Source organism: Rhizorhapis sp. SPR117 (genome assembly GCF_021742065.1).
Window position 1 is genome coordinate 60,133 of record NZ_JAKKIE010000005.1, and the last position, 18,646, is coordinate 78,778.

17 protein-coding genes are annotated in these 18,646 nt (G+C 63.2%); 10 read left to right on the forward strand and 7 right to left on the reverse strand.

Going from position 1 to position 18,646, the window contains the following annotated elements:
* The first annotated feature begins 371 nt into the window (after positions 1–371).
* On the forward strand, positions 372–1,154 hold the full coding sequence (locus tag L3X40_RS03435) for a slipin family protein (protein ID WP_237364393.1): 783 nt from the start codon (positions 372–374) through the stop codon (positions 1,152–1,154).
* Positions 1,155–1,401: 247 nt separating this feature from the next.
* On the forward strand, positions 1,402–1,749 hold the full coding sequence (locus tag L3X40_RS03440; protein ID WP_237364394.1) for a NifB/NifX family molybdenum-iron cluster-binding protein: 348 nt from the start codon (positions 1,402–1,404) through the stop codon (positions 1,747–1,749).
* Between the two features lie 473 nt (positions 1,750–2,222).
* Here L3X40_RS03440 and L3X40_RS03445 read toward each other — a convergent pair whose 3' ends face one another.
* The 4 genes from L3X40_RS03445 to L3X40_RS03455 all read right to left on the reverse strand — a co-directional run bounded on the left by L3X40_RS03445 (position 2,223) and on the right by L3X40_RS03455 (position 3,186).
* A complete protein-coding gene (locus tag L3X40_RS03445; RefSeq protein WP_237364395.1) occupies positions 2,223–2,411 on the reverse strand; it encodes a hypothetical protein in 189 nt (62 codons plus the stop codon).
* Between the two features lie 9 nt (positions 2,412–2,420).
* On the reverse strand, positions 2,421–2,615 hold the full coding sequence (locus L3X40_RS22485; protein WP_445177146.1) for a hypothetical protein: 195 nt from the start codon (positions 2,613–2,615) through the stop codon (positions 2,421–2,423).
* Positions 2,564–2,860: a DUF5676 family membrane protein gene (locus tag L3X40_RS03450; protein WP_237364396.1), complete on the reverse strand. Its 297-nt coding sequence runs from the start codon at positions 2,858–2,860 to the stop codon at positions 2,564–2,566. Before L3X40_RS03450 ends, L3X40_RS22485 begins: the two co-directional genes overlap by 52 nt.
* Positions 2,861–2,988: 128 nt before the next feature.
* The gene (locus L3X40_RS03455) at positions 2,989–3,186 is read right to left on the reverse strand and encodes a DUF2933 domain-containing protein (RefSeq protein WP_237364397.1); all 198 of its coding nucleotides are present in this window, start codon (positions 3,184–3,186) and stop codon (positions 2,989–2,991) included.
* Between the two features lie 899 nt (positions 3,187–4,085).
* On the opposite strand from L3X40_RS03455, the gene L3X40_RS03460 reads away from it, so the two are divergent.
* Together L3X40_RS03460 and eno are read left to right on the forward strand one after the other, a co-directional pair.
* A complete protein-coding gene (locus L3X40_RS03460; RefSeq protein ID WP_237364398.1) occupies positions 4,086–4,895 on the forward strand; it encodes a Crp/Fnr family transcriptional regulator in 810 nt (269 codons plus the stop codon).
* A gap of 80 nt (positions 4,896–4,975) precedes the next feature.
* A complete protein-coding gene (gene eno, locus L3X40_RS03465) occupies positions 4,976–6,268 on the forward strand; it encodes a phosphopyruvate hydratase (RefSeq protein WP_237364399.1) in 1,293 nt (430 codons plus the stop codon).
* A gap of 252 nt (positions 6,269–6,520) precedes the next feature.
* Here eno and galT read toward each other — a convergent pair whose 3' ends face one another.
* The 3 genes from galT to L3X40_RS03480 all read right to left on the reverse strand — a co-directional run bounded on the left by galT (position 6,521) and on the right by L3X40_RS03480 (position 9,246).
* The gene (gene galT / locus L3X40_RS03470; protein WP_272907917.1) at positions 6,521–7,543 is read right to left on the reverse strand and encodes a galactose-1-phosphate uridylyltransferase; all 1,023 of its coding nucleotides are present in this window, start codon (positions 7,541–7,543) and stop codon (positions 6,521–6,523) included.
* Between the two features lie 147 nt (positions 7,544–7,690).
* Positions 7,691–8,941, reverse strand: coding sequence for a glycosyltransferase (locus L3X40_RS03475; protein ID WP_237364401.1), 1,251 nt, complete (start codon positions 8,939–8,941; stop codon positions 7,691–7,693).
* Between the two features lie 89 nt (positions 8,942–9,030).
* The gene (locus L3X40_RS03480) at positions 9,031–9,246 is read right to left on the reverse strand and encodes a hypothetical protein (RefSeq protein WP_237364402.1); all 216 of its coding nucleotides are present in this window, start codon (positions 9,244–9,246) and stop codon (positions 9,031–9,033) included.
* A gap of 325 nt (positions 9,247–9,571) precedes the next feature.
* On the opposite strand from L3X40_RS03480, the gene L3X40_RS03485 reads away from it, so the two are divergent.
* The 6 genes from L3X40_RS03485 to L3X40_RS03510 all read left to right on the forward strand — a co-directional run bounded on the left by L3X40_RS03485 (position 9,572) and on the right by L3X40_RS03510 (position 18,645).
* Positions 9,572–9,904 carry a hypothetical protein gene (locus L3X40_RS03485; protein ID WP_237364403.1) on the forward strand — a complete coding sequence of 111 codons (333 nt, stop codon included), beginning with the start codon at positions 9,572–9,574 and terminating at the stop codon, positions 9,902–9,904.
* The gene (locus L3X40_RS03490) at positions 9,898–11,583 is read left to right on the forward strand and encodes an NAD(P)-binding protein (RefSeq protein WP_237364404.1); all 1,686 of its coding nucleotides are present in this window, start codon (positions 9,898–9,900) and stop codon (positions 11,581–11,583) included. Before L3X40_RS03485 ends, L3X40_RS03490 begins: the two co-directional genes overlap by 7 nt.
* Before the next feature lie 25 nt (positions 11,584–11,608).
* Positions 11,609–15,223: a pyruvate:ferredoxin (flavodoxin) oxidoreductase gene (gene nifJ / locus L3X40_RS03495; protein WP_237364405.1), complete on the forward strand. Its 3,615-nt coding sequence runs from the start codon at positions 11,609–11,611 to the stop codon at positions 15,221–15,223.
* Positions 15,220–16,236: a dihydroorotate dehydrogenase-like protein gene (locus L3X40_RS03500; protein ID WP_237364406.1), complete on the forward strand. Its 1,017-nt coding sequence runs from the start codon at positions 15,220–15,222 to the stop codon at positions 16,234–16,236. Before nifJ ends, L3X40_RS03500 begins: the two co-directional genes overlap by 4 nt.
* Before the next feature lie 169 nt (positions 16,237–16,405).
* Positions 16,406–17,620 (forward strand): phosphoglycerate kinase, encoded by a 1,215-nt coding sequence (locus L3X40_RS03505; protein WP_237364407.1) that lies wholly within the window; start codon positions 16,406–16,408, stop codon positions 17,618–17,620.
* Positions 17,617–18,645, forward strand: coding sequence for a class I fructose-bisphosphate aldolase (locus L3X40_RS03510; protein ID WP_237364408.1), 1,029 nt, complete (start codon positions 17,617–17,619; stop codon positions 18,643–18,645). Before L3X40_RS03505 ends, L3X40_RS03510 begins: the two co-directional genes overlap by 4 nt.
* Position 18,646: the final 1 nt, after the last annotated feature.

The window sequence follows — 18,646 nt, forward strand, 5'->3', positions numbered from 1 at the left end:
TGCGGACCCTCGCGCTTGAGCGGCGGACAGCGCGGGGGCTTCATTGGCTCCGCCACCGGCCATCGACTTATCGCCGGACCTGATCTCTACGACCGCCATCGCTGTGCTGGAAAACGTTGCCGGGTAGCGGTCGCTCGACGCCTTCCTATCCATCGGCGCTATCCGGATGAAGAACCGGGACGAAGGAGAACGTCTCCTTTGCAGCCGGGTCAAACCCGCTGCCCAACTGGAGCCGAGATCGGTTGAGAAACGGATTGAGCAAAAGTCCTGGAGTTCAATCTCCATCAAAGATTCCTCCAGGAACGGGCGGTACCTGACTTGGCCCCATACGGCTCTGCCCCCCGATGACCAACATGGAGAAGGAGCATACGATGACTGACAATTCGATCGCCCTGACAACCGATTCGATCGTCTGGATCGTGGTCGCCGCCATTGTCCTGCTGTACCTCGCGAGCGCGATCCGTATCCTGCGCGAATATGAACGAGCGGTCGTCTTTACGCTCGGCCGCTTCAAGGGTGTCAAAGGCCCTGGTCTGATCCTGGTCTTGCCCTTCTTACAGACGATGGCTCGCGTCGACCTGCGGACGATCGTCCTCGACGTGCCGACCCAGGACCTGATTTCGCGGGACAACGTCTCCATTCACGTCAATGCCGTGATCTATTTTCATGTGGTCGATGCGGAGCGCGCCATCATTCAGGTGGAGCAGTACATCTACGCGATGAGCCAGCTCGCGCAGACCACGCTGCGCTCGGTGCTCGGCAAACACGATCTCGATGAGATGCTCGTCGAACGCGACAAACTGAACATAGACATCCGGGCGATACTCGATGGTCAGACCGATGCCTGGGGCATCAAGGTCTCGAATGTCGAGATCAAGCATATCGACATAGACGAATCCATGGTCCGTGCGATCGCGCGTCAGGCCGAAGCGGAGCGCGAGCGGCGCGCCAAGGTCATCAATGCCGAGGGCGAGCACCAAGCCGCCCAGAAGCTGCTTGAGGCCGCCGAGATCCTTGCGCGGCAGCCCGAAGCGATGCAGTTGCGCTATCTGTCCACGCTCAACACCATCGCCGGCGAGCGCAGCTCCACGATCGTCTTCCCATTCCCGATGGAGTTGATGGACCTGCTCAAGACTGGCAAGGCGCAGGCATAAGACGCGGTCGCGAACCGCCCTTGAGAACCTGAAAGTCTTCACTGGCTCGCTGGCGCCGCCGCTGGCACATTCGCTCAAGCGAGCATGCCTGCAGCAACGGCGATTGCCGGGCCTTATAGGGCGTCCCAATCTCGTCGCGGCCTTGTCCCGCGATCCGTGAACCGTGAACCGTTTGATCGGGATTAAGGTTTGCAGCTGGATATCCATCTATTTTGCGGCATTGGAACATTCGTTCAGCGAGGGAAGGATGGCACTCTCGGTTTTAACTTCGCCTGAACCATCGCGCCGGACGGCGCTGTTGGTGATGCATTCGAGAGACGGGACGGTTCTGTGTCCGTTCTTCAGCAAATGCGATGGTCTTCTAATCATCGATCCCGCGAGCGGCTGCCGCGAGTTTCGCGCGAAGGGACAGCATACAGACGAGGCGATGTGCGATCTGATCCTGAAGACCGGGGTTCATCGGCTCGTCCTGGGCTTCATCAGCGGACCCGCAGCCCAGAAACTCCGAACCGCTGGAATCGATATCCGGTTGGGGTCCTGCGCGCATGCGGTCGAAGACCTTGCGATCGGCTTCGACGATCTTCCCGCTGCATAGGCGGGCCGCATAGCAGCTGCGAAGACCAGAAGCATTGGGCGCCCAGTTGTAGCGGAGTGGGCCTGGGATTTCGCCGCGCTGTCGGGGCTGAGATTCGCAAGCCTGCCGATCGAAGAGTTCATGCTTTCTGGCACTTTGGGCTCCTATTGGGTGGCTTCGCGCTCGCCCGTCACCAAATGAATGGTGGTTCGGCCGCCGTAAATGCAGCAAGTTTTCATACCGATATGGCGCAGGCCTGCGTCTCGGGCCGGATCGCCGTCTCCACGAAGAGTAGACGATGTTGCGCCGCAAGATGAACGGATCCAATGGAGAACCCGGGATGGCTTCTTGGCGGTTGCGCGCGAGGAGGTGGCGAGCGGCGCGCCAAGGAAATTCAGCCGCAACGCCTGCGGCCGCAAATTCTCACTTCTTGCGGGCCACGCCCGCGACACCCACGGGAAGTGCAGCGCTCCGATGGGGTGCAGAGAGAGTACTCAGGTCAATAATGTGCCCATACCCAATGCTGTATTGGTCGTCGCAATCGAAACGTTTGCGTCGCGTTCGCGGCTGGCGAGCGCGCGGATCGCGTCGATGGTCTCGGGGATGACGATCGCCTGATTGTCGACCATGTAGGCATAGAAGGCCTCATCGCCCTGCACCGTCACGTCACCAGATCTTCCCACAGCGCGACCTCATAGAGGTTGCCGCGAGCTACAATCGGCGAGGACGGACTCCCGCAGCAATAGAAGGTGGAGGATGTAGCGCGGGAAATGCCGTTGGCCGCGGTCGCGATCGGAGGGTTTATGGAACGCCACGACATGTGTCTCGCATGGGCTCAAGCGCTGGACGACCTGCTTGATGGCGCCGTCCTTGCTTGCAGGCCCCATCGCCGGTGCAGCAAGTTGTAGATCGGGCAGAAGACGAGACCGGCATAGGCGCCGTAGAGGAAGGCCTCGACGAGACCGAGCAGGAAGCCCCACCAGGTGAGCCATTTGAAGGCGGGCAACATCATTTCGAGAAATCCGCTCATGCGCAGACTTTGAGGTGTGACCAGCCCGTAAATCACGCAAACCACAAAGGTGATGGTGGTCCAGATTCCCAATGACCAGGTGACCAGTTTCGTGTTCAACATCGCACGCTCCGTTCAATTCCGCATGGGGACGAAGACCTGCGCGCGGCGAAACGCCGTCCGCGCGTAAGACCCGTCGCTCTTGCCACACACGCGTCCATGGGGGGCCGGCATCAACCCGAGCGCGGCCCCTAATGCCGGTGCGTGGGCGGTGCATCCTCGTCGCGCCGTTCTGCGGATTCGCGGCCGGTACTCGGGTCGCCGGAGCCGCTGCCGCGATGTCCTCCATGACCGCCGTGCCCCCCATGACCACCATGGCCAAACATGTGCATGGCAATGAAGGCGACTCCGATCAGCACCCAAAGCCAATTCTGCGAAAGCCATTCCATGGCGTAGCCCCTTCATCGGTCGTGCAAGCGGCGCGGAGGGGCCCGGCCCGATGCCGGATCAGTCGCGCCTCTATCTTCTTCACGCAAACAAGCCGCATCCTCTTCGTGCGGTCCATGATCACACCTGGATTCTGGTCTTCCAGCCGACCAATCGCCGACCGTGCGGCGAGTGACGCTTCGCATTCGTCAGGGCAGGGCCGGAAGGCTTCCAATAACGCGGCAACTATGCCGACGGCACTTGGTCGAATCTTTGCCTTGGGTTAAACTTCTGTGCGCCTGCGCAGGACAGCGCGTCCCGGCCATTGAGCAGGGACCCGAGCCGGAGGCGGGACTCATTAGTCGCGATGCGTCCACGGAGCGGCTACGCGCGCCCAGGCGCACATCGATCCCGGTCGTACGCATCCCGCGAATCCCGGGCTCGATGATGAAACCGTAGATGAGCGCCTCGACGCCGCTCGCAAAGATCGGGACGCGCAAGGACTCCGGTGGTCGGGGCGAGAGGGGCGGCTGATCTTCGCGAGCATGGCAATGCCAGATGCATCGATCGAGACAATTTATGCAGCGCTTCAAGATGACTGCATCGACCACTTGCAAGGCTGACACTCCTCGCCGCGCGCGGGCTCGGATAGTGCGATTACGCGAGACTTTTGGACACCGCGCTTGCGAATGAGGTATCCACTCTCACGCCTTCGGACATCCCGCCGCGCCAGCACCTGGCGAACTCGCCCTGGAATCACTGTAATCGTTCCGCCGTCACGGCGTCTGTCTGTCTAGGGTTGCCTCAAGGCGATCCGCATTGGGCGCGAGCATCTCTCAACGTCGATGTGCGACCGGTCTTTGCAGTCAGGAGCTTGGACACGCCAATATTTGGATTGGCTTCAATTCCGGGAGACGCAGCAATGGCGAATATCACGAAGACACCAAGAGGTACTCGTGTCGATTGCGAGACATGCCAGGCCCGCACCGACGGCCTTTGTGCGGGCTACACCCCAGGCACGGTGGGGATAATTTCCGGCTACAGGTCCAATGACCGGCACCTAAAGACCGGTCAGGATCTCCTCAGCCTCGGCGAACCATGCGACGCGATCTACAATCTCGTCGATGGATGGATGTTCCGCTACGCCCTTCTCGCCGACGGGCGGCGGCAGATTCTCGATTTCGCGCTGCCCGGCGCCATGCTCGGCTTTCATTCGGAGCACGGCGCGACGATAACCTTCGGCGCGCAAGCGCTAACGGATGTTGTCGTCTGCGTCATTCCGCACAAGGCTCTGGGTCCCTTGTCGCTGCGGCATCCGGACATCGGGCTGCGGCTCGCCTGGCTGATGTCGCGGGAGCGTAGCCTGTCATTCGATCATCTCACGAGCGTCGGCCGGCGGTCGGCACACGAACGGATTGCCCGCCTCCTGCTCGAGTTGTTCGTCCGTTCCCGGGCACAATGGCCTGGGCACCAGATCGAGGAAATGCATCTGCCGTTGACGCAGGAGCATATCGGGGATGCGACGGGTCTGACCGGCGTTCACGTCAACCGGGTCCTGCGGGATCTTGGCAAGGACGGTATCCTCAAATTCTGTTACCGACGCCTCAGCATCCTAGACCCCGACAAGCTGGTGGACCTCGCAGGCATCGATCCGGACCTGCTGCAATCATGGACTGGGCACGGGCGGACCGAAGCAGGCACCCTGGGTGGGGTATATCGACGTGCAGCCTGACGAGAGGACTGCGAGGTCGCATTGAGCAAGCCGATATCCGCTCTGGCCAATTGTGTGTTTCGGCCCCGGAGATCAATGGTATGAACACGAAGATCGCAAATCTGAATGGCCTCGAAATCCTCGATTCACGGGGAAATCCGACGGTTCGTGTCACCGTCGAACTTGAATCGGGGATTCGAGGTACTGCGAGCGTGCCATCAGGCGCTTCCACCGGAATGAACGAGGCCGTTGAACAACGCGACGGGGACTCGAACCGATTTGCCGGCAAAGGCGTGCTGGGGGCGATCGAGCATGTCGAGACCGAGATCGCCCATGCCGTCGTCGGCCGCGATGCCTGCGCCCAAATCGAGATCGACAGTGTTCTCGTCGACCTCGACGGAACGCCGAACAAGGCACGCCTCGGCGCCAATGCCATCCTGGGCGTCTCTATGGCCGTCGCGTGCGCGGCGGCTGCGGCGGCTGGCAAACCCCTCTATACCTACCTTGCAGCCGGCAGGCCCGTCCGCCTGCCGGTCCCGATGATGAACGTGCTCAACGGCGGCCGACACGCCGACAGCAGCCTGGATTTTCAGGAGTTCATGATCATGCCGCTGGGCGCGCCGAGCTTCCGGGAAGCAGTGCGGTACGCAGCCGAAACGTTCCATGCCCTGCGCGCACTGCTGGCGGCCGGTGGCCACATGACCGCAGTCGGCGATGAAGGCGGCTTCGCCCCAAGACTGGCCGACAACGAGGCCGCTTGCGAGCTGATCGTCCAGGCGATCGAACGAGCCGGCTACCGCCCCGGCGAGGACATCTACATCGCGCTCGATCCGGCAGCAACGTCGTTCCATGATGGAAATTATAATCTCGAGCGTTCGGGCCAAGGCCGGAAAAGCGCGGCAGAATTGATTGAGCTCTACGAGAGCTGGGTCCGCAAGTACCCGATCGTGTCGATCGAGGACGGCCTGGCCGAAGACGACTGGGCCGGCTTTCGTCGCATGACGGCGGTACTCGGCGACCGCATCCAGATCGTCGGCGATGATATTTACGTGACCAATATCGACTTCATCCGGCGCGGCATCGACGAGAAGTGCTCCAACGCGGCCCTCATCAAGCTCAACCAGATCGGCACGGTCTCAGAGACGATCGACGCAATAGAGTTCTGCCGCAGTGCGGGGTGGCGGTACGTGATCTCGCACCGATCGGGCGAGACCGAAGACACCTTCATCGCCGACTTCGCCGTCGCTATGGGCGGTGGGCAGATCAAAGCCGGCGCGCCGTGCCGCGGCGAGCGGATCGCCAAGTACAACCGGCTGCTTGAGATCGAACGACAGCTTGGGACGGATGCACTCTTCGGCAACCCGCTGAAAGAACAACCGTTCAGGTCGACATAATGTGCGCTCCGGCGGAGTACACCTTAGCGCCGCCTGAGTTCAGAACCAAATCCGGTGTTCCCCATTTGCACACGACCCCTCTCCGCCGCTATCGGCGGCTCGTCAGCCAGTGCGACGCCTTTCTGGTGCTTCGGATCGGATCGTCGTCTACGTCAGCCTCGATTCTCGAAAGCGTGCTGGAACCATTCGAGGCGTCATGGCGAATCTGGAAGGCCGACGCCTCGTTTGGCGCGCTTTCAAGGACAGTGGCCTTCATTTGACACGTCCCCTCGCCGGAATGGCCTCGGCGCGGAGGATTCCCGCATCCTCCTCAGGTCGTGACGGGTTGATCGGCAGACCGGCACCCAACTCGAAGCCGCCCGGCGTGACGAGATCGGGAACGATCCGGAGCCGCCAATGCGAGTACGGAGCATCGGCGTGCTCTGCCGCGCCAGCTTCGATGACGTAATTGTACGACGGCTTGTGGAGAACGGCATTGAGCCGGCGGAGCGCGCGCTGCAGGATTCGCCCAAGCTCGGCCAACTCTGTGTCGTCGCATTGGGCGATCGAGGCCTGATGCCGCCTGGGCAGGATCGACAGCTCGAAGGGGCTAGCCGCTGCGAATGGCACAACGACCAGAAAATGCTTTGTCGCCTCGACGACCCGGCGGCCGTCCGCGAGTTCGCGCTCCAGCTCCTCGCACGTCACACATCGGCCTTGTCCTGCGTAATATGACCGTGCCCAGGCGAACGCCGCGGAGAGCTGCGGCGGCATCATGCCGATGGCGATCACCTGTGAGTGGGGATGGACAAGGGATGCGCCCCCGCCCCGGCCTCGGTTCCGGAAAACGAGGACGACCTTGACCTTTGGCCGCGAGATCAGCTCCACGTAGCGCTGCCGGTAAGTCCGAACGACGGCGTTGAGATCAATATCTGAAAGCGTCGTGAAATCCGCATCGTGGCGCGCTGTCTCAACAATCACTTCATGGTAGCCATATCCGGCCCTGACTGGACCCGTGGATTCACCCATCGGTGCTGAGCCGTGTTCGGAACGCAGAACGGGATACTTGTTGGGCACAACACGCGTGCGCCAGCCCGGCACCTTGTGGCTTCTGACCTCTTCGATGATCCCCGGCAACAGCCGCTCATTGCCGGGACAGAAGGGACAAGCCGAATCAAAGGGGGCCGCGGATTTGGCCTCGCTTTCGCAGCGGTGCCACTGGCGAGGTCGCCGGCCGCGCTCCGGCGCGATGACCACCCATCTGCCGGTCATCCTGTCCTGTCGAATTTCGCTCATTGCTATTGGTCGATCGTGTCGCTTCTGTTCAGCACCTCATGGCTGATTGGTGAGAACCCGGTCGCGCCTTTGGCGCCCAATAGGTTGCATGCGGTCTTTGCTGCTGGTGGAGAGCCCTGGTGCATGAAATGCCTTCCTGCTCTATCGTCACGCACTGCTGCCTCCCCTTAATCGGAAGTGCGGCTCGAACGACGCAATGAGGTCCAGCCAGTCCTCCATCAGTCGGGTCATCAAAAAGCGCTCCCTTACCGTCTCCTTCGCCTTTTCGCCGAGTTGCCGGCGAAGGCCGGGGTCCTTGAGGACTTGGACGATCCGTTTCGCCGCCTCATCCACGCTGTCGACGAGGAAACCGTTGACCCCGTCCTCGATCTGGTGCCGGATGCCTCCGACCTTGCCGCCGATGACGGGTGTACCCTTCCACATGGCCTCGGTCACGGTCAGACCAAAGCCTTCCCGGATCGATTTCTGCAGCACAACAGCCGCGCGGCGCTGCAATGCGTTGACGAGAGCGGAGTCCTGGACGGACAGAACCCGGATGCGGTCCTCATTGCATTTGCAGAGAGATTCGAAGATTTCCTGGCCCTCGGGGTCGTCGGTCGCGATATTGCCGACCAGCACGAGCGTCGCGTCTACCTCATTCCGGGCAATCCGGAAGGCGTCAATCACGCCCTGCGGATCCTTCCATTTGTCGAAGCGTGAAACCTGAACGATGAGGGGTCGATCAGTCGGGATCTCATAGTGGCTGAGCCGATCTTCGATCTCCGCGTCCGACAACTCCTTGTTTGTCGTCGAGAAAGGATTGATCGCCGGCATGATGAAGCGCTGCGGCGGCGTGATTTTCTGGGCATATTCAGGGAGCGAAAGGACGACGGCATCGTAGCGCTCGATGAACGGCGCAAGATATGACCAAAGGTCCCGATGGGGGTTGGACAGGTCAACGTGGCAGCGCCACACCCACGGCGCCTTCTGTCGGAAATGGTCGATGAGCGGCAAGGGCTGCGGATCGTGGACGATGACGAGGTCGTGGTCGAGATGCATCCGCGCCGCATTCTCGAAGACGACCTCCTCGTAGATGTCGCGCTTGAGGTCGCTCAGATTGATGGCGGCGCCCTGGAGCGCGTTGTGCATCTTCTTGGTGATGCTGAAGAAATCGGGTCTACCCTGAATCACCCGCCAGCCAGTCCGGATGCCAGCCGCATTCATCAGCAGGGTCAGCGATGACAGAATCTCGGCAACCCCGCCACCATAGTAGGTGGAGTTGACGTTGACGACATGGAGGTCCCGAAGCTTCTTCGCTTTCATGAGGAGGCGCTCGACCGTCTCGGCGCCAATAAGAGCTTCGTATTCGTGGACCGATGTCAGACGCCAAGTTTGTGAATCGCCGGTAGTTCCATCCATCTATGCCGACCTCCCCTTCTTGAGGACGAGCCGCCGACGTGGTCCACGACAGATCCTGACCACAGGACGGCGCGGAAGGTGACCGCCGTTCACGAGATGGTCGACGGCCCCACCCAGCCGATTACCCGTCCGGGTCCTGAACCCGACGCTGTACCCAACCGGACTTTGACCGACTTGACCGCGTAAGCGTCGGGGACGAGCGACATTGCCTCGAACAGGCTGTGCGCCTCGATCAGCCACGTCTTTGCTCCCTCCGCCTTGCCTCGTTCCTTGTCGGCCTCGACACGAAAGAGATTCATCTTCACCTCCCGAGTGCTCCTCGGCACACCAACTCGATCTCGACATAAACAATTTCAGGCCTTCTGCCGCGTGGGTCTTTAATGTGGATCAAAGATAACCTCAGGCGCGCCAGGACTTGATCTTGAAAGAACGCATAAGGGGGTCGGCCGCAGTCAACGAGCTTGGACTCAATGGGCGCGAAGCTCGCATGCATCCTGGGTGCCGCAGGGGATGGCAGAAGCACACTCAAGTGCTTCGAGCATTTGTTTAACGCGCATTAAAGACGCGGCGGGCCGGCGGGCCTCTAATGGAAATGTTTTCGGCTCCGGTGCGGCGATGATTCCTTGTTTAATGATCAAGAAAGCGAACCTCGATCAGGTGAGGGTCAGCACGGCAGGGACGACAAAATTCCTGGTGGTCGGATACAGCGCCATGCTGGGTCCAGACCTCGCCCTCGCCCATCAGCGGCTTTCTAGCAGCAGCTCACTGATATTACAGGGGTTCCAGGAAACCGATTTGATCTGGGTCGGGTCCATCGTTCTGTTCCTCATCCTGACGTCTTGCCTGCGCGAGACCGGTTCGACAGCGCGACCGACAGCACGGCATCGGCAGCCGCGCGCCGAGCGACAAAAAGCGAGCGACAAGCGGCGCGAGATAGAAACGGGAGGATCGCACCAATGCTGAAGCAAACCGACGCAACCCGCACGCGCGCCGTTGCCGTCGGGACAGGAGCGACGCGGCAACAATTCCCGCGCTGGATCGAGCATCTCCCGCCTTGTAATGCGGCCTGCCCGGCCGGTGAGAACATCCAGGCCTGGCTGGATCTGGCGCAAACGGGCAAATTCCGGGAGGCGTGGGAGATGCTGGTAGGCGACAACCCGCTGCCGGCCGTGCATGGGAGGGTCTGCTACCACCCGTGCGAGACCAGCTGCAACCGTGTCGAGCTCGACGCGGCCGTGAGCATCCATGCGGTCGAACGCTTTCTCGGCGACCTGGCGGCCGCCAAGGGGTGGCCCTACCCGGCTGCTGCGGAACCGAGCGGAAAGCGGGTTCTGGTCGTCGGCGCAGGCCCGAGCGGACTTTCGGCCGGCTATCACCTCGCGCGGCTCGGCCATGCGGTGGAAATCCGCGAGGCGGGTCCGCTGCCCGGCGGCATGATGCATTTCGGCATCCCGGCCTATCGGCTGCCGCGCGCGGACCTCCTGCGCGAGATCGGGCGGATCGAGGCGATAGGCGTCAAGATCGTCACCAGTCACAAGGTCGAAGACGTGCTTGCCGAGAAGACAGCCGGCGGCTTCGACGCCGTCTTCCTCGCCATCGGCGCGGGCGTCGGCAAGCACGTCGACATTCCCGCCCGAGACGCGGTCCGGGTGCTCGACGCCGTCTCGCTCCTGCATAATGTCAGCAGCGGCGAGGCGCCGCGCCTCGGGCGGCGCGTCGTGGTGTACGGCGGCGGCAACACGGCGATGGATGCGGCCCGCACCGTAAAACGCCTCGGTGCCGACGAGGCGCTGATCGTCTACCGAAGCGACCGCACCCATATGCCGGCGCACGCCTTCGAGACCGACGAGGCGATCGAGGAAGGGATCAAGATCAAGTGGCTGACCACGGTGAAGGAGATCATCGGCCCCGACCTCACCGTCGAGACGATGGAGCTCGACACCGACGGGCGGCCGCAGCCCACGGGGCGGTTCGAGACGCTGACGGCCGATGCGATCGTGCTGGCGCTTGGCCAGGAGACGGACAGCGGCTTTCTCCGGCAGGTCTCGGGCGTCGAATTTGCATCGAATGGTGCGGTCAAGGTAGGTCCCGACATGATGACCGGCCACCGCGGCATCTTCGCCGGCGGCGATATGGTGCCGGGCGAACAATCGGTCACCGTCTCGGTGGGGCATGGCAAGCGCGCGGCGCGCCACATCGATGCCTGGCTACAGGGCGTGGTCTACGAGCGGCCAGCGAAGCATCCGCCGATCACCTTCGGCATGCTCGACCTGCCTATATTCCTGGAGGCAGCCCGAAGCACCGAGCCGCAACGGCCTTTGGCGGCGCGCGCGACTTTCGAGGAGGTCGTGCAGGGGCTGAGCGAGCAGGAAGCACGGTTCGAAGCGGGCCGGTGTCTCTCCTGCGGCAACTGCTTCGAATGTGACAACTGCTTCGCAGCCTGTCCCGAGCAAGCGATCAGGCGTCTCGGCCGCGGGCGCGGCTATCGGGTCGAGCTCGACCTCTGCACCGGCTGCGGCATCTGCTTCGAGCAGTGCCCCTGCCATGCCATCGAAATGCAGCCCGAATCTGGGCCAGAATCCGCCCCGCCGGGGCCGGACGGCGAGCCGCTCGCGCCTCATCGTTTCCGGCTGCGCGAATGAGGTGCCCGGAAGGAGATCGGCAGTCATGGAACGGATGACCCTGGACGGCAACGCCGCCGTCGCTCACGTCGCCTACCGCGTCAACGACGTCTGCGCGATCTTCCCGATCACGCCGGCTTCGCCGATGGCCGAACTCGCCGACGAATGGTCGGCGGAAGGCCGGAGGAACCTCTGGGGCGCGGTGCCGATCGTCCAGGAGATGCAAGCGGAAGGCGGCGCCGCTGGCGCCGTGCACGGTGCGCTCCAGGGCGGCGCTTTGACCACCACCTTCACCGCCTCGCAAGGCCTGCTGCTGATGATGCCGAACATGTTCAAGATCGCGGGCGAGCTCACGCCCTGCGTCTTCCATGTGGCGGCGCGGTCGATCGCCACCCAGGCGCTCTCGATCTTCGGCGACCATTCCGACGTCATGGCCGTGCGCGGCACCGGCTTCGCCCTGCTCGGCGCGGCATCGGTGCAGGAGGCGCACGACCTCGCTCTGGTGGCACAGGCGGCAACGCTTGAGTCGCGCGTGCCTTTCCTCCACTTCATGGATGGCTTCCGCACTTCGCATGAGGTCAATACGGTCGCGATGCTGTCCGACGAACAGATCCGGGCCATGATCGATGACGAGCTGGTGCGCGCCCACCGTCAACGGGCACTGAGCCCCGAACGGCCCGTGACGCGCGGCACCGCGCACAATCCGGACACCTTCTTCCAGGCCCGTGAGACCGTGAACCCGTTCTATCTCGCAGCACCCAAGATCGTTCGGGGGGCCATGGACCGCTTTGCCGCGCTGACCGGTCGCCAATACCACCTGTTCCGCTATGACGGTCATCCCGAGCCCGAGCGTGTCATCGTGGTCATGGGATCGGCGGCCGAGACGCTGCGCGCCACGCTCGCGCAGCTGAGCGCGCAGGGCGAGCACGTCGGGGTCCTCCAGGTTCTGCTTTACCGGCCGTGGTCGGCCGAGGACTTTCTGCTGGCGCTGCCGGCAAGCGTGCGCCGGGTCGCGGTCCTCGATCGCACGAAGGAGCCCGGTGCGCCGGCCGAGCCGCTCTGCCTCGACGTGGCGCACACCTTGGCGGACGCCTTTGCGCGCGGGGATCGTGCAACCCTGCCGCTGGTGGTCGGCGGCCGCTATGGTCTGTCCTCGAAAGATTTCACCCCGGCCATGGCAAAGGCGGTGTTCGATCACCTCGAGACCGACGAGCCGCGCAGCGGCTTCACCGTCGGCATCAACGACGACGTCTGCGGCACCAGCCTGCCGGTCGAGGCCGGCTTCGTGATCGAGCCGCCGGGTGCGACATGCGCGTTGTTCTTCGGTCTCGGCTCGGATGGCACGGTCGGGGCGAACAAGAGCAGCGTCAAGATCCTCGCCGACGACCCCGGGCGTTATGCCCAGGGGTATTTCGTCTACGACAGCCACAAATCGGGCGCTGAGACGATCAGCCATCTGCGCTTCGGCAGCGCGCCGATCACGGCGCCCTATCTGCTGTCGTCGGCCGACTTCATCGGCGTGCACAAGTTCGAGTTCCTCGACAAGCTGGATGTCTTGCGCCAGGCCCGCGATGGGGCAACGGTCCTGATCAACGCCCCCTACGATCCGGCCGAAATCTGGGACCACCTGCGCCGGCCGGTGCAGCAGCACATCCTGGACAAGCATCTGCGCCTTTTCGTCATAGACGCCAGCGGGGTCGCCCAGCGCCTGGGGCTGGGGCCACGGGTGAACACGATCCTGCAGACCTGCTTCTTCGCGATCAGTGGCGTCCTGCCACGTGAGGAGGGCGTCCGCCGCATCCGCAAGTCGATCGAGGAGAGCTACGGCGACAAGGGCCGCGCGATTCTGGACAAGAACTTCGCTGCCGTCGATACCGCGCTCGATCACCTGCACGAAGTCGTCGTTCCGGAGGCGGTCACCTCGACGGAGGAGCTGCGCGTATTCGTGCCGCCCGATGCGCAAGACCAGATGAAGCGCATCGCCGCCCTGCAATTCGCCGGCCGCGGCGACGAGATCCCGGTTAGCGCCATCCCTGCGGACGGCAGCTACGTCGGCGGCACCACGCAATACGAGAAGCGCAACCTCGCTTTCGAGGTGCCGGTCTGGAAATCCGATCTGTGCATCCAGTGCGGCCAATGCAGCATCGTCTGCCCGCACAGCGTAATCCGCGCCAAATCCTATGATGCGGCGCTGCTGGAGGGGGCGCCGGAAGGTTTTCCTTCCGCCCCCGTCAATGCGCGCGGTTATCCGGACAAGCGCTTCACGCTGCAGATCGCGGTCGAGGACTGCACCGGCTGCGGCCTCTGCGTCGATCATTGCCCTGCTCACGATCCGCTCGAACCTGGCGTCAAGGCCATCAATCTCAAGCAGCGGCAGCCTCAGATCGAGCCGGGACGGCGCAACCTCGCCTTCTTCGAGTCGCTGCCGGAACATGCTCGTGAGGAGGTGGATCTTCATCTTTCGCGCGGATTGCAGTTCGTGCGGCCGCTGTTCGAATTCTCAGGCGCGTGCGCCGGTTGCGGCGAGACCCCCTATCTGAAGCTCTTGTCGCAACTCTTCGGCGACCGGTTGCAGATCGCCAACGCCACCGGCTGCACGTCGATCTATGGTGGCAACCTGCCGGCGCTGTCGTGGCGCACGGGGGCCGATGGACGGGGCCCGGCCTGGAACAACAGCCTGTTCGAGGACAACGCTGAATTCGGCTACGGCATGCGCCTCGCGATCGACCAGCAGGTCGCCATGGCGCGCGCCCTGGTCCAGACTCTTGCTGAGCGTGTCGGCTCCCGTCTCGCCGAAGAAATTTTGGGTGCATCCCAGCGTACCGACAGCGAGATCGCGGCGCAGCGGAGACGGGTCGAGGAGCTCCGGCGCGCGCTGACGGATGCGACCGATGATCCGTCGCGGGATCTTCGCGCCTTGGCCGAGTACTTGGTGCGCCGGAGCCTGTGGACGGTCGGCGGCGACGGATGGGCCTACGACATCGGCTCGGGCGGCCTCGACCATGTTCTCGCTCAGACTCGGGACGTCAATGTCCTGGTGCTGGACACCGAAGTCTATTCGAACACCGGCGGCCAGTCATCGAAGGCGACGCCGCTCGGGGCCGCGGCCAAGTTCGCTGCGGCCGGCAAGCGCACGCCGCGCAAGGACCTGGCACTGCAGGCGATCGCGTCCGGCTACGTCTATGTCGCCCAGATCGCCCTTGCCGGCAGCCCGGAGCAGACGATCCAGGCCCTGCGCGACGCGGAGGAATATGACGGACCGTCGCTCATCCTCGCCTACAGCCAATGCATCGCGCATGGCCTGAAGCTCAACTTGCGCGATGGCATGAAGCAGCAGCGCCGGGCGGTGGCGAGCGGATACTGGCCGCTGTTCCGCTACGACCCCAGGATGCGTCAGGCCGGCATGAACCCCTTCCGGCTCGACAGCACCCGGCCGCGGCTGCCGCTCGAGGACTTTGCCTATCAGGAGCTCCGCTACCGGATCCTGACTCAGACACGGCCCGAGGAGGCGCGGATGCTGCTGCGTCAGGCCCAGGCTGCAGTGGACGAGCGCTACCGGATCTACGAGGACATCGCAGCGAGGGACGGAACGCGGTTCCACCCGTTCTGGCAGGAGGAGAACGTCACCCCCGATCGCGGGACGGAAGAGGCTGCTCCATGAACCTCGAAACGACCTATCTCGGCCTGCAGCTCGCCCACCCCGTCATCGCCGGTGCCTCGCCCTTGTCGGCGACGCTCGATGGCATCCGGCGGCTCGAAGACGGCGGCGCAGCGGCGATCGTGACCGCCTCGCTCTATGAGGGCGAGATTCTTGCCGACGAAGAAGCGCTGGAAGCTGCCCTGATCGTCGGCGCGGAAAGCCATCCCGAGGTGACCAGCTATCTGCCGCCCCTGTGTGGGTGTCGCCGGCCGCAGGCGGGACACGTCGAGATGGTTCGCCGCGCCGTCGAGAGCGTCTCGGTCCCGGTGATCGCCAGCTTGAACGCCATGACGCGTGAAGGATGGGTCGACATCGCGCTGGATCTTCAAGCCGCAGGGGCCGCAGCCATCGAGCTCAACTTCTTTTACATGCCCACCGATCCCGCCGAGACATCGGCCGACGTGGAGCAGCGACTGGTCGAGACCGTGCGCGACGTGCGCGGCGCGGTGCAGATCCCCCTCGCGATCAAGCTCGGCCCCTATTTCAGCGCGCCGGCTCACATGGTGCGTTTGCTCGCCGATGCCGGAGCTGATGGTGTCGTCCTGTTCAACCGGTTTTACGAGCCCGACATCGACCTTGAGACGATGACGTACCGCCCGAAACTGGAGTTGTCGCAAGAAGGGGATATTCGTCTTCGCCTCAAGTGGATTGCGTTGCTGGCCGGCAAGACGCCGCTCAGTCTCGCCGCGAGCGGAGGCGTCGAAGGAGCCGACGAGGTCGCAAAATACCTGCTCGCGGGCGCGGATGCGGTGCAGACCACCTCGGCGCCGCTGCGCCACGGACCGGGATATCTGGACCGGCTCGTCAAGGGGTTCACCGAATGGATGGAGGCGCACGAGGCCAGTTCGGTCACGGAATTTCGCGGGCGCATGAGCGCCGAACGGCTGGCCGATCCCGAAGTGCTGGTGACCGCCCACCACACCGCGACTTTGCTTCTGCAGTACCCCTGCCGAGGCGCCGCCACTGGGCTATGAGCCACGACAAGACAGCTCTCCTCGGATGGATTCGGCGCCAACGTGCGGGATGGGTCAGCGCAGGTTCGTCTTTAACCTTCGTCAAGGACGCGGGAGGGCTTCTATCGCTTAATTTGATCCGACTTCACGGACGGCAGCATCTACCGAAATAACAAGGACGATCACTGATATGTCCGAGCACTATTCCACTCTCGACGACCTCGATGTGAGAGGCAAGCGCGTGCTTGTGCGCGCCGATCTCAATGTGCCGGTCCGCGACGGCAGGATCACCGACACGGCCCGGATCGACCGGCAGGCGCCGACGCTTCGGGAGCTAGCCGAAAAGGGCGCGCGCGTCATCGTGCTGTCCCATTTTGGCCGCCCCAAGGGCAAACGCGTGCCGGAAATGTCGCTGAAACCTATTGTCCCGGCGCTTGCCAAGGCCGTCGGCCGCACCGTGGCCTTCGGTGACGATTGCATCGGCGATGTGGCGAAGGCCGCGGTGTCGAAGCTGAAGGATGGCGACATCGTCCTGCTCGAAAACACCCGTTTCCATGCCAACGAGGAAACGAATGATCCGGATTTCGCGCGGGCGCTGGCTGAACTCGGCGATCTCTATGTGAACGATGCGTTTTCGGCGGCGCACCGCGCACATGGTTCGACCGAGGGTGTGGCCCACTTTCTGCCTTCGGCGGCGGGGCGAGCGATGCAGGACGAACTCCTCCATCTGCATAAGGCGCTAGACCAGCCCAAGCGGCCAGTCTTGGCAGTCATCGGCGGCGCTAAGGTCTCGACCAAGATCGCCCTGATCGAGAACCTGCTGAAAAAGGTCGACATCCTCGTCATCGGCGGGGCGATGGCCAATACGTTCCTGGCCGCCGAAGAGATCAATGTCGGTAAATCGCTCTATGAGGCCAATCAGCTCGGGACGGCCAAGCGCATCTCCAGTCTCGCGGCCAAAACCGGCACGATTCTGACCCTGCCGACCGACGTCGTGGTGGCGAAGGCCTTCAAAGCGGGTGCACCGCATCGCACGGTTCAGGCGCGCGGGGTCGCAGCCGACGACATGATCCTCGACGTCGGTCCTGACACGATCGCCGAATTCGAACGGCGTCTGCACACGATCAATACCCTGTTGTGGAACGGCCCGGTCGGCGCTTTCGAGATACCCCCCTTCGACCATGGCACGACGACCATCGCAAGGCTTGTCGCAGCGCGCACCAAAGCAGGTGGTCTTCTTTCGGTCGCCGGCGGCGGCGATACGGTATCGGCGCTGAAGCACGCCGGGATCGCGGATGACTTCAGCTACGTCTCGACTGCCGGCGGCGCCTTTCTGGAATGGCTCGAAGGGCGGGAGTTGCCGGGCATCGCGGCGCTGGCGACCAGCAAGGGGAAACCGTTATGACTCTCGCGGAGCTGAACACGATCGCCAGAAAAATGGTGGCCAAAGGTAAGGGGATCCTGGCCGCCGACGAATCTACCGGCACCATCAAGAAGCGCTTCGACACGATCGATGTCGCCAATGTTGAGGAGAACCGCCGCGATTATCGCGAACTGATGTTCCGCACCGACGAGGCGATGACGAAATACATCTCCGGCGTCATCCTTTATGATGAAACCATCCGCCAGAAGGCGAAGGATGGCACGCTACTGGTCAAGATCATCGCTGAAAGCGGCGCCATTCCCGGCATCAAGGTCGACAAGGGCGCGAAGCCCTTGGCCGGCTGCCCGGGTGAAACCGTGACCGAGGGCCTGGACGGATTGCGCGAGCGCCTCATCGAATATCGCGAGATCGGCGCGCGCTTCGCCAAATGGCGCGCGGTCATCGCCATCGCCGGTGGTGCAGTGCCGAGCTACACGGCAATTACAGCCAATGCCCATTCGCTCGCGCGCTATGCGGCGCTGTGCCAAGAGAATGGCATCGTGCCGATCGTCGAGCCGGAAGTGCTGATGGACGGCGACCACGACATCGATCGCTGTGCCGAGGTCACCGAGCGGACGCTCAAGGAGGTTTTCCAGCAGGTCTATCACCAGCGCGTGGCCCTCGAAGGCATGGTACTGAAGCCGAATATGGCCGTCACGGGTAAGAAATGCGCGAAGCAGGCTGGCGTCCAGGAAGTGGCCGAGAAGACCTTGATGGTGCTGAAGCGCTGCGTGCCGGCGGCGGTGCCGGGTATCGCTTTCCTCTCCGGCGGCCAGCCCGCCGAAGAGGCGACCGCCCATCTAGACGCCATGAACAAGATGGGTCCACTCCCCTGGGAACTCACTTTCTCCTATGGCCGCGCCCTGCAGGCCGCGCCACAGAAGGCGTGGTCCGGCAAGCCGGAGAATGTCGCGAAGGCCCAGGCCGCCTTTACCCACCGCGCCAGGATGAACGGGTTGGCTACCCGAGGGCGTTGGAGCGCGGATTGCGAGAGGCAGACAGCCTAAG